At 49.9% G+C, this 11,813-nt stretch carries 10 protein-coding genes and 1 pseudogene; 7 read left to right on the top strand and 4 right to left on the bottom strand.

Features of this window, described 5'->3' with window-relative positions:
• Positions 1-175: 175 nt before the first annotated feature.
• The 4 genes from VFA_RS12980 to pstB all read left to right on the top strand — a co-directional run bounded on the left by VFA_RS12980 (position 176) and on the right by pstB (position 3,673).
• Positions 176-997: a phosphate ABC transporter substrate-binding protein gene (locus tag VFA_RS12980; protein WP_004727300.1), complete on the top strand. Its 822-nt coding sequence runs from the start codon at positions 176-178 to the stop codon at positions 995-997.
• A gap of 88 nt (positions 998-1,085) precedes the next feature.
• Complete coding sequence (gene pstC, locus VFA_RS12975) at positions 1,086-2,018, top strand: phosphate ABC transporter permease subunit PstC (protein ID WP_038151743.1); 933 nt, start codon at positions 1,086-1,088, stop codon at positions 2,016-2,018.
• Positions 2,019-2,023: 5 nt separating this feature from the next.
• Positions 2,024-2,887 carry a phosphate ABC transporter permease PstA gene (gene pstA / locus VFA_RS12970; protein ID WP_004727298.1) on the top strand — a complete coding sequence of 288 codons (864 nt, stop codon included), beginning with the start codon at positions 2,024-2,026 and terminating at the stop codon, positions 2,885-2,887.
• A gap of 36 nt (positions 2,888-2,923) precedes the next feature.
• Complete coding sequence (gene pstB, locus VFA_RS12965; RefSeq protein ID WP_004727297.1) at positions 2,924-3,673, top strand: phosphate ABC transporter ATP-binding protein PstB; 750 nt, start codon at positions 2,924-2,926, stop codon at positions 3,671-3,673.
• Positions 3,674-3,721: 48 nt separating this feature from the next.
• On the opposite strand, the gene VFA_RS12960 is transcribed toward pstB, so the two are convergent.
• The 4 genes and pseudogenes from VFA_RS12960 to VFA_RS12945 form a co-directional block, all read right to left on the bottom strand.
• Positions 3,722-4,819 carry a GGDEF domain-containing protein gene (locus VFA_RS12960; RefSeq protein WP_004727296.1) on the bottom strand — a complete coding sequence of 366 codons (1,098 nt, stop codon included), beginning with the start codon at positions 4,817-4,819 and terminating at the stop codon, positions 3,722-3,724.
• Positions 4,812-5,282: pseudogene (locus VFA_RS24205) on the bottom strand (putative pterin-binding protein). The gene VFA_RS12960 and the pseudogene VFA_RS24205 overlap by 8 nt, the downstream one beginning before the upstream one ends.
• 192 nt (positions 5,283-5,474) lie before the next feature.
• A complete protein-coding gene (locus VFA_RS12950) occupies positions 5,475-6,854 on the bottom strand; it encodes a YjiH family protein (RefSeq protein WP_014257923.1) in 1,380 nt (459 codons plus the stop codon).
• A gap of 376 nt (positions 6,855-7,230) precedes the next feature.
• The gene (locus tag VFA_RS12945) at positions 7,231-8,907 is read right to left on the bottom strand and encodes a SulP family inorganic anion transporter (protein ID WP_004727292.1); all 1,677 of its coding nucleotides are present in this window, start codon (positions 8,905-8,907) and stop codon (positions 7,231-7,233) included.
• Positions 8,908-9,226: 319 nt separating this feature from the next.
• Between VFA_RS12945 and VFA_RS12940 the strand changes: the two genes are divergently transcribed.
• The 3 genes from VFA_RS12940 (at position 9,227) to VFA_RS12930 (ending at position 11,799) form a co-directional block, all read left to right on the top strand.
• The gene (locus tag VFA_RS12940) at positions 9,227-9,853 is read left to right on the top strand and encodes a hypothetical protein (RefSeq protein WP_004727291.1); all 627 of its coding nucleotides are present in this window, start codon (positions 9,227-9,229) and stop codon (positions 9,851-9,853) included.
• A gap of 156 nt (positions 9,854-10,009) precedes the next feature.
• Entirely contained in the window at positions 10,010-10,309 is a 300-nt protein-coding gene (locus VFA_RS12935) for an isoamylase early set domain-containing protein (protein WP_004727290.1), read from the top strand.
• Positions 10,310-10,485: 176 nt separating this feature from the next.
• Positions 10,486-11,799, top strand: coding sequence for a peptidoglycan DD-metalloendopeptidase family protein (locus VFA_RS12930; protein WP_086027305.1), 1,314 nt, complete (start codon positions 10,486-10,488; stop codon positions 11,797-11,799).
• Positions 11,800-11,813 lie beyond the last annotated feature (14 nt).

Here is an 11,813-nt window from a genome sequence, read left to right as displayed (position 1 = left end):
ATGTTTGATTTTGCGAATGAAACAGGGACAAACCAGAGAGTTTTTCTCTGCTGCAAATATTTCAACCTGTCATCGACTTTTCAATGAACTGAAACACAACTGTCATATTCGAGGCCTAAAGTGACCCTCGTCCAAGTGAAACACAACGGCAATAAAGCCACTTAAGGAAATTGTGATGAAAAAGACAGTAATCGGTGCAATCGCTCTTCTAGGCGCTCTAGCAGTTAACCCAGTTTCAGCAAAAGAGACCATCTCTGCAGTGGGTTCTAGCAGTGTTACTCCACTGATGGAAGTTTTCTCTGAAACATACATGAAGAAAAATTCGGAAGTGTTTATTGAAGTGCAAGGCCCAGGTTCATCTGCAGGTGTCAAAGCGGCGAAAAACGGCAGCGCGGATATCGGCATGTCTTCTCGTAATCTGAAGGATTCAGAGAAAGAGCCAACCTTGGTTGAAGAAGTGATCGCTCGTGACGGCATCGCGGTTGTTGTGCACCCAAGCAACACAGTGAAAGGCCTGACCGCAGAACAAGTATCAGAAATCTACAAAGGCGACATCACCAACTGGAAACAAGTGGGTGGTGAAGACAAGCCAATCGTTGCGATTACTCGTGACACAGCATCGGGTACACGCGGTGCATTCGAAGAAATCATGGAACTGAAAAAGAAAATCTCTGGCAAAACAGTTTCTGCCATCTCTCAGCGCGCGCAAGTTGCTAACGGTAACGGCGGTCTGAAAACCATGGTTGCTTCTAACCCATACTCAATCGGTTACATCTCACTGGGTACAGTAGATGGTTCAGTACACGCTCTATCGATCGATGGCACACCAGCAACCGTAGAGAATGTGAAAGCAGGATCTTACAAAGTCGCTCGCCCATTCTTGGTGCTGTACAAAGAAGGCAAACCATCGGCTGAAACACAGAAATTCCTGGATTGGATGCTGTCTGACGAAGCGCAAAAGATTGTTGCTTCTCACCACTACATCCCTGTGAACTAAGAACCCCATTTAATCAGTTTGCTCAGCCCGCTTAATTAGGGCTGAGCGCTTTCAATCCACCTCGACTCGTTCGACAAGTGAGATGAATATGACCATCGCGACAAATAGTGACCAGCTTATGAACAGTGCAAAGACGCAAGCAACAAAGCGCGGTTTACGCGCTAAAAAGCGTATCGACTGGAAAGAGCGCCTCTTTCACGGTTTGTTTTTAACCAGTGCAGTCATCGGTATTGTATCGCTCGCCGTGATTGCCTACTTCATTATTCGAGAAAGTATCCCTGCTTTCCAAGAAGCCGGCATTACGGGCATCGTTTTAGGCCAAGATTGGCTGCCACCAGCACTGTACGGTGTGGCGACGATGATCGTCGCGTCAGTGGTGTCGACCTTTGGCGCCGTGATCGTGGGCGTACCGGTTGGCGTGCTCACGGCCATCTTCATTGCGGAAATCGCACCTAAACGTGTGGCTGATGTGATTCGCCCTGCGGTGGAACTCCTGGCGGGTATTCCTTCGGTGGTCTATGGCTTCTTTGGCCTGGTGATTATCGTGCCACTGATTCAAAACATCTTTCAGGTGCCAGCCGGTAACACCATTCTGGCGGGGATCATCGTCCTTGGCGTGATGATTCTGCCAACGGTGATCACGGTATCGGAAACCTCGATTCGCGCGGTGCCAAAAACCTACAAAGAGGGGTCTCTGGCGCTGGGTGCTTCCAACATCTACACCATTTTCAAATTGCTCGTTCCTGCCGCTCGCTCCGGGATTATGACTGGTGTGATTCTGGGGATCGGTCGTGCGTTGGGCGAAACCATGGCCATCATCATGGTGATGGGGAACGCGCCAGCGATGCCTCAGGGCATTCTGGACTCAGCGCGTACGTTGACCGCAAATATCGCGATCGAAATGTCGTACGCCAGCGGTGTGCACGCCAATGCGTTGTACGCGACCGGTGTGGTGCTTTTGGTGTTCATCATGATGTTGAACGCGGCACTGCTGTACCTGAACCGTGAGAAAGCGAGGTAATGACGATGGATCGCGCAAAACTAAAACAAGTTCGTGAATTGAAAGACAACGTGCTGCGCAGCTTCATTTGGCTCGCTGCGGCACTGACGGTTGGATTCCTGTTCTGGATCATCTGGTACATTCTGTCGAATGGCTTGCAGCATGTAGACTGGAACTTCATTACCGACAACTACACGCGTACGGGCGATGAGCACGGTATCTTCCCGATGATCGTCTCAACCATCTACATGGTGATTGCATCGATTGCAGTGGCGGCGCCACTTGGCATCATGACTGCGATTTACCTGACTGAATATGCCAAAGTGGGTAGCCGACTGGTGAAAGTGATTCGCTTCTGTACCGAATCGCTGGCGGGGATTCCATCAATCATCTTCGGTCTGTTCGGTATGACGTTCTTCGTGGCGATTCTGGGCTTTGGCTTCTCGATTCTGTCGGGCGCATTGACCTTGAGTATCCTGATTCTGCCGGTGATTATTCGAACCACAGAAGAAGCGTTGATGGCGGTGCCACAAACGTATCGCGAAGGCTCTTACGGCCTTGGCGCATCAAAAATCTATACTATCTGGCGTTTGATTTTGCCAAGCGCAATGCCAGGTATTATGACGTCAGTCATTCTCAGTATCGGTCGTGTGATCGGTGAATCGGCGCCGGTCTTTTTGACCGCAGGTATGGTTGCGCGTATTCCGGACTCCTTGATGGATTCAGGCCGTACGCTGACTGTGCACTTGTACAAGCTGACCACTGAGCTGTTTACTATCGAAGAGTGGAATCAGGCATACGGTACAGCGACCGTCCTGATCGTCGTCGTGTTGCTCATCAACATGTTTACCAAATTGATCGCGAAGCGATTCAATACGGCGACTTACTAAACCGACACGACTGACAGAATTTACGAGATAAAGACAATGAACAAATTTAGCATTGAAAACCTGAACCTGTTTTACGGTGAGAACCAAGCGCTGAAATCGATCAACCTGCCGATTCCTACACGTCAGGTGACTGCGCTTATCGGCCCGTCTGGCTGTGGTAAATCGACCTTATTGCGCTGCTTGAACCGCATGAATGATTTGATTGAGGGCGTCAAAATTACCGGCAAACTGACCATGGATGGCGAAGATGTGTATGGCAACGTCGACGTGGCTGACCTGCGCATCAAAGTCGGTATGGTGTTCCAAAAGCCAAACCCATTCCCGATGAGCATTTATGAAAACGTGGCCTACGGCCTGCGTGCTCAAGGCGTGAAAGACAAAAAACACATCGATGAAGTGGTGGAGCGTTCACTGCGCAGCGCCGCGCTGTGGGACGAAGTGAAAGATCGCCTGAAGTCACACGCGTTCGGCTTATCAGGGGGGCAGCAACAGCGTCTGTGCATCGCGCGTACTATCGCGATGGAGCCGGATGTGATTTTGATGGACGAACCGACCTCGGCACTTGACCCAATCGCGACTCATAAAATCGAAGAGCTGATGGAAGAGCTGAAAAAGAACTACACGATCGTGATCGTCACGCACTCTATGCAGCAGGCACGCCGAATTTCAGACCGCACCGCGTTCTTCCTGATGGGAGAGCTGGTCGAGCACAACGACACCCAAATTATTTTCAACCAACCACAAGATGACCGCACACGAGGCTACGTGAACGGTGACTTCGGTTAAGTGAAAGAACCTGATTATAACTATAAGCGATGGTAACTTTGCCCCTCTTTATGAGGGGCTTTTTTGTTGGAACTTCATCTGGTACATGTTCTTGTCGGCGATGTGGACCAGTTGGTTGATGTCGAGCGCATCGTAAGGAAAGCGGCTCACGCCGATGCTGGTGCTGAGTGGGTAGGACTCAAGGCTTGGCAACTGAAACGCCGCGTCAAAACATTCCATAATCAGGGTTTGCATGCCCGCCAGATCGTCGGGGTCAACGCTGTCGAGAATGATGGCAAACTCGTCACCGCCCATGCGAAATACCCAGTAATCGAACGTCGGAATGTGCGCCAATCGATGTGCAACTTGCTTGAGCACTGAATCGCCGGCTTGATGACCGAGTGTATCGTTAATGGCTTTAAACCCGTTTAGGTCGAGTAACAGCAGCGAAAATGACTGCTGCACGGTGTAGCGTTTTAGCGCAGCAAACATCGCCAAGCGATTCGACAACCCGGTGAGTGGGTCGGTCAGCGCCAGCAACTTATGAAAACGCGCTTCTGCGTGCAAAATGTAACTGACCAAACCGATGCAGGCGAACAGCACAAACATCAAGGCAAACTGAATCTGAGTCAGCCAGTATGCTTGCTGTTTTTGGTGCAGGTAAATCGGGCTTTGAATCTTAAAGTTTTCGTTGATGTAGCTGATGATGCGCTGATAAAGCTGCTGCGATTGGGCCTCAAAGCGCGCCATGGAGGCTTCGTCTTTGGCAGCCATCAAATAAGGCTCCAGCATTTTAAAATCGTCAAAGGCCCGTTTAAAAAACGGGTAGGTGCCTTCCAACCCCATAAACCCCTCGGCTTCACGGCTGTTGAGGATCACGTCAAAGCGGCTCCACGTCAGCTCGTATTTGAGCCACACGCGCGCCATCTTCTGCTCGGAATGGATCGCATACGGCGATTCCGCAATCATCTCGGTAAACTCTTTGGTCAACTGAAACAAAAACCACGTCGCCTGATTTTGCTGGTCGCTGTACGATCGCGCGAGATCGCGCGTGCTGCTGAGGGTGTACAGATTCGCCACGACCAGCAGCGCAGAGATGAGGATCAGCAATGTTTTTGCACGGTAGACCCAAGGATGGAGGGCCTGACTTTGTATCGGTTTAATCATGCGTGTGAATCAATATCTCTTTAATCTGCCACACCATTTGGGTGTAGTGCATCGGTTCGTCTATTTGCGGATAAGCGCTGAGGTTGTAGACCAGCCAGAACGGGCCTTTGTCTCGCACGCGCATCGGTTTACCATCCAAAAAGTAGGCCACAATTGGGTTGTATTGCTGCACATCGTCTATGGCAATGTTGGCGGCGTAATCGTTGAGTGCGATCAGCGACACCGACTAGGCGTTCTCGACCTTGAGATACTTGAGTAAATCGGTCAGCGTAAAACCAGTAAAGGTGTGCGGTTCGGTCAACCAAGGGACGTGCGTGGTGAAGGCATTCACCGGCAGCGCTGACTGCAACTGCACCAGTGTCATGATGTGTGGCGCGTGCTCACCCACTTTGACGGTGATCTCGACCGCGGCACTGTGGACGCTATACAGCAGCAACCAGATGAAAGACAGGTGCCTTATCATAAGGAATTCCCTCTGCGGGTGATGGTTCGAAGTTGTGGTGCTTTTTAAAGTATAAGGCGAGAGTTTGAGCAATGAAATGAATTATTGACTAAATGATTAGTTTAACTGATTGGTTCAGATGACGAACAAAGAAAAGGCTTCCCAGTGGAAGCCTTTTCGCGTGTGGCGTCGAGAGCGACGTCAAACGATGGGTTAGAAAATCAGGTGGGCAACACCCACAATCACCGGCAGGGTGATCAGCGTGCGTACGATGAAGATGATGAACAGTTCCAGAATGTTGACTGGAATACGGCTGCCCAACATCAGCGCGCCCACTTCTGACATGTAAATCAGCTGAGTGACCGACATGGCTGCGACAACAAATCGGGTCATTTCATTGTCGATTGACGCGGCCAGAATCGATGGAATGAACATATCTGCAAAACCAACCACCATGGTTTGTGATGCTTGAACCGCTTCGGGTACACCCAGCAATTCAAGGTAAGGCACAAACGGTTGGCCCAGTACCGAGAAGACCGGTGTGTATTCTGCTACAACCAGCGCCATGGTTCCCAAGCCCATCACCACCGGCAGTACGCCGAATACCATGTCAACGGCGTTACGAATGCCTTCACCAAATACGGATTTCAGGCAGTCGACTTTGCCCGCTTTAGTCAACGCCAGTTCCATCCCCCAAGAGAAAGAGGAGTGGCCTTCTGGCACGGCATCTTGATCTGGGTTTGGCTTGCTGCCATCGATGTAGGTGTCTTTCTTCCAGCTGAGTGGGGGCAGACGCGGAATAATGATCGCCGCGACAAAACCTGCCAAACAGATCGCTGCGTAGAACGGCAGGAACAGGTGTTCAAGCTCAACTTGCGCAATCACGACCAAACTGAAGGTGATGGAGACCGCAGAGAAAGTGGTGCCGACCACCGCCGCTTCACGCTGCGTGTAGAATTTGTCTTCGTACTGTTTGCTGGTCAGCAGAATACCGACACTGCCATCGCCAAGCCATGACGCAACACAGTCAATCGCACTGCGACCGGGCAGGTTAAACAGCGGACGCATCACTTTACTCAGCAGCGCGCCCATGAGTTCCAACAAACCAAAGTTCAGCAGCAGCGGCAGCAGCAGGCCTGCAAAAATGAACACAGAGAATAGGGTTGGGAGAAGGCCTTCCAACACCAAACCCCCGGTGTTCTCTTCCCAAATCGCTTTTGGACCGATTTGGAAGAATGTCATGATCACCGCTGCACCACCAATCACACGCACCAGCAACCAGACCCAAGTTGGGTTAAACAGGCTGTTTAAAAAGCCACTTTGCGTGATGAATGCCGGTTTGAAAACTTTAGTCAAAACGGAGGCAACCGACATAAATGCGATGATGGCGGTCACGATCGCGACCAGGCTGTCACCAAACAGCGCTTGGATGGATTTCGCCAGAATGGCCACGGGGATGGTCAATGAACCGTCGTAGCTGATTGGCGCCATAAATAGAAAGACCCCGACCAGTGACGGGATCAAGAACATCCAAAAACTGCCGGAAGTGTTCGTCTCTGCCGGGGATTCTAAGGTTTGAGCATTATCTTGCATTACTTCTCTCGTGTGACTACTAGTCAATTAAATCCAAATCCCTGGCATATTAATTCACTAAACATCCGTATTTACTCATGCGTGCAAGAATATCCAGTTTTTAATGGCTCTGCAATACTATTCATTAAAAAGGGCTAAATATTCATTCCATTGCACTGCGAGATGTGCAAATCATAGTGATTTGTTTTGCCATTGTTACACTGGTTAATTATTTGTTTAAAACGCTTTGTGTTCTTTGTGTGATCGCGGGCACAGAGTCGTCGGCTTTTATGAAGAGAGAAAACAGGAGTGGCGGTTTTATCGACAAAACGGACAGAAAAAAGCCCTCAAGTTGTGAACTCAAGGGCTTTATGAGGGATGGATAATTAATGCAACGTTATGAGGCGGGCAGTTCAGCGCTCTGACGGCTTTCAATTTCCGCCAAGCTGGCGCTCAGCGCGGCTTCAAATTCGTCATAGAAGTGGTATTCACCCACCAGTTGAACGATGCCCGCGCGACGTAGTTTCTGAGTGACGCGAGGGTTCGCGCCGGAAATCAGCACTTTAACGTTTTTCTTCTGGAAGCTCTCAATGATCTCTTCCAGCGCCTGTAAACCGGTGATGTCCATAAACGGCACCCATTTCAAGCGGATAATAAGGATTTCCGGTGTCTCTTGAATGGTGCTAATCACCCGCTCAAACGTTTCGGCGGCCGCAAAGAAAAAGGGGCCTTCTAGCGCGTAAACGGCAATTTCACGTGGCAGTTGCGACAAGTTGTGTGTGCGCAGCTCACTGCCCAAGTCGTGGGAAGTACTGGCTTTCACTTCCACGCTGGATGCCATCCGTTTGACGAAATGCAAAATCGCAATGATGACCCCAATGTTCACGGCCACCACTAAATCAGCAAACACGGTCAGGCCGAACGTCAGCAGCAAAATCACCACATCCGCTTTTGGCGCGCGTTTTACTAGCTTAATAAAGTGAGGTGCTTCACTCATGTTCCACGCTACCACAAATAAGATGGCGCTTAACGTTGCCAGCGGAATGTTGACGGCCAGTGGCGCAAGTGCCAGCAAAATGATGACCAAGGTCGCAGCGTGCACCACACCCGCAATCGGGCTGTTCCCGCCATTACGAATGTTGGTTGCCGTCCGCGCAATGGCACCCGTTGCTGCGATACCGCCAAACAGAGGTGCGACGATGTTCGCCAAACCCTGACCAACCAGCTCTTGGTTGGAGTTGTGCTTGGTGCCAGCCATGCCATCGGCCACGACGGCCGACAACAGCGACTCAATCGCGCCTAGCATTGCAATCGCAAACGCAGGGCCAATCAACTGAATGATCTGTGAGAAGGTGATGTCAGGAATCGCCAGTTTGGGTAACCCTTGTGGAATCCCGCCAAACGCAGAACCAATGGTGCGTACACCATCGAAACCAATGGTGTATTGCAGTGAGGTCACGACCACCAAAGCCAGCAGTGGGCCTGGAATTTTATTCAGTTTTGGAATTTTCGGACCGCCAATCACCAGCGCCAAAGAGAACACCGCAAGCAGCGTGGTGGTGAGATCAAACTGTGGGAACGCATGAAAAATGGCGATCAGCTTTTGGTGAAAGTGTTCACCGTGAATGGCCGGTAAACCAAAGAATTCTTGCCATTGACCGACCCAGATGATGACACCGATACCACTGGTAAAGCCGACAATCACCGGCGCTGGAATATAACGAATGATGCTGCCCAGTTTGGCAACACCGAGGATCAGAAGAATGACCCCGGCCATCATGGTGGCAATTTGCAAACCGGCCACACCGTATTGCGCCACGATGCCGGCAAGAATGACGATGAACGCGCCCGTTGGGCCGGCGATTTGCACACGTGATCCCCCAAACAGGGACACGATGATACCGGCAATAATCGCGGTATAAATGCCTTGTTCTGGTTTCACTCCAGATGCAATGGCAAATGCCATCGCCAGTGGCAGCGCCACGACCCCAACGATCAATCCTGCGCTGATATTGGTGATCCATTGTTTTGGCTTAAGTAAACCCGCTTTATAGGATTCATAGATGGCAAACATAAACGATTACCTTATTAACGATAGGGAATTGGAAACCCGGTGGATTCTACGCTCATTTTGGTCCCTGTAAAGTGGGATCCATATCACTAACCTGATGAGTGGGATATTGTAATGCATGATTATTAAATATGTGAAATATCAGTATATTAACCTTGATTTATCCGTTGATTTACCTCGGTGTTACTTATGTTGTGATTCAATTATCAGAATAGGCGACTGAAAACATAGGATGGGGCACATTCTGCCAAAGTGATAGTCCGCTTCAGGTGGTGATTAAGGTATAGTGCGGCCCCTTTTAGTCAGTTGTAACGGACATAACATGAGAAAAAGTTGGCTTCCGATTCCTTTGATTTTACTAACGCCGCTGGTGCTGTTGGTGTTAGTGGTGGCCGCGGGGGTATACCGGTTTTCACTGTCTGATGAGCAAATTCTGTCGAAATTTCCTGCTCAACCATTAAAAGCGGACCCCATTGTGGCGCGTCTGTTTGATCTCCATGTCACCACGCCGCTGACGATTCCGGTCCCCGAAACGGTCAGCTTTGCGCTGCTGGATCGTTGGGACGAGACGCAGCGTTGGGTGATGGGGGATTACGATTCGGGCAGTGAACGGGGGCAAGTGGCGCTTGATACGCATTCGCTGGTGGCCGTGAAAGGCCACGAGCAGCGCCGTGGTTACGCGGGCATCATTCGGGTGTCGAATCAAGGCTCCGGTGTGATGAGCTATCTGGCACTGTTTCAGTACGATGAATTGCGTCTGCGCATGGTGATGGTGAGCAGCGAATGGTTGGGCGATCGGGTTGAGATACAATCTGTTACACAAGAAAATGCGCAACTGAATGTGTCACTTCTCACGCATGAGGCGGGGGAAGCGTTTGCAAATACACCGACAAAATTTGTGTCTATACTATTTCTGATATCGCAGAAATATCAATTAATTCAACAATGATCTGCACTTGCTAGGGCAACGGGTTGAGAAGGCGTCAGGACGGTATTTTCGTTGAGATAACGCTGTTAATCAGTATGTGGTTCGATTTGAGCATGTGCACCAGGTTTATTATAATCTGCCAAGCTGAATGAATTCATACCAAAACGGAGTTTTATCATGATTATCAAGCGTTTCTTTAAAACCAAAGATGAGGTGGAAGTGACATTTGAACTGGATGTGCCACCACAGGCCTCTAAGGTTGAAATTGTCGCCGATTTTCTGAACTGGCAACCGGAGCCGATGAAGAAAGTGGCCAAGAGCAGCACGTTTAAGTTCAAAACTCGCTTACCCAAAGACGCTGAATTTCAGTTCCGCTACTTGCTCGATGCGCAAGAGTGGGTGAACGATTCCCATGCTGACCAATACATTCCGAATGGATTTGGTGAGGATAATTGTCTGGTTAAGACCTCTCAATGAACCGAATGGTCAAAATTGACCGGTTAGCAAGTTAAGTGTTTGCTTAAGTTGCATATTTATTAAAAATTAAGGCACTTTGGTGCCTTTTTTAATGGTTCTTTGACATATCACAGGTGACAATTTGATAAGAAAGTCTTACTCTTTGACCTCTTTTAACATTATCCACAGGTTAGATTGTGCTACCCAAGTCTCTATTTTTGCGATTTTCCGAGCTCTCAAAGCGTAAGAAAGCAACAGTTGTAGGTTTACCTCTACTGGCAGTGGCAGCCCTCTCATCCTCACTCAGCAATCCGTCGTACCCACGTAAAATTGAATTGTCGATTCCTGAATCGCACATCGTGGAGTCGATTCTGTCGGAAACGACCGAACCGCGACAATCGTACCCGGATTACGAGTATGAGATTAAATCTGGCGATAATCTGAGCACGATCTTCAATCAGTTGGGCTTTAGCTACCAAGAACTGATGAAGATTATGGAAACCGACTTAAACTACCTCGCGCTCGACACCCTCAAGCCTGGTAACGTGCTTCGTTTTTGGCGTAGTCAAGACGGACGTTCATTGGCGAAAATGGAGCTGAAGTTCAGCTTGGTTGAACGCGCGGTGTATGTGCGAACGGACGATGGCAGTTTTGAGTTCAAGGATGTCAAAATCCCGGGTACATGGAAAGAATATCCGCTGATTGGTGAAATTCAGGGCAGTTTCTCACAGTCAGCGAACCAACTGGGGTTGGGCAGTTCAGATATTGATCAGATTGTGACGCTACTGAAAGATAAAATTAATTTCGTGCGTGATGTTCGCGCTGGCGACCGCTTTGAAGTGGTGTTGTCGCGTCAATTCGTCGGTGATCAACTGACGGGAAATAGCGAAATTCAAGCCATTAAGATTTTCAGCCGCAGCAATGATGTGACGGCGTATCTGTATAAAGATGGTCAGTATTACGACAAAAACGGTGAAAGTCTGCAGCGCGCATTCCAGCGTTACCCCACCACGGGGAAATGGCGTCTGTCGTCGGGCTTTGATCCGAACCGTCGTCATCCGGTGACCGGGCGCATTGCGCCGCACAACGGTACGGATTTCGCGGCACCAACCGGAACCCCAGTGGTTTCGACCGGTGACGGTGTGGTGGTGATGACACGAAATCACCCGTATGCGGGCAATTACGTCGTGATTCAGCACGGCAGCACTTACATGACGCGTTACTTGCACCTGAGCAAAATTCTGGTGAGTAAAGGGCAGAAAGTGTCGCGCGGCCAGCGGATTGGTCTGTCTGGCGCAACCGGTCGAGTGACCGGCCCACACATTCACTATGAGTTGATCGTGCGCGGTCGTCCGGTGGATGCGATGAAGGCCAATATCCCGATGGCCAATTCGGTGCCGAAGAAAGACATGGCGAACTTCACCGCCCGTCGCAATGAGTTAGACAGAATGCTGGCTCACCAAGAAGGATTGCTGGCGTCGACCAACGCACAGGCAACGCCAGAAAGTTAAACGAAAGGCCCTGT

The organism is Vibrio furnissii CIP 102972, assembly GCF_000176175.1.
Lineage (GTDB): Bacteria > Pseudomonadota > Gammaproteobacteria > Enterobacterales > Vibrionaceae > Vibrio > Vibrio furnissii.
Note: the sequence above shows the minus strand (reverse complement) of the source record. Positions and strands in the feature narration are given on the sequence as shown.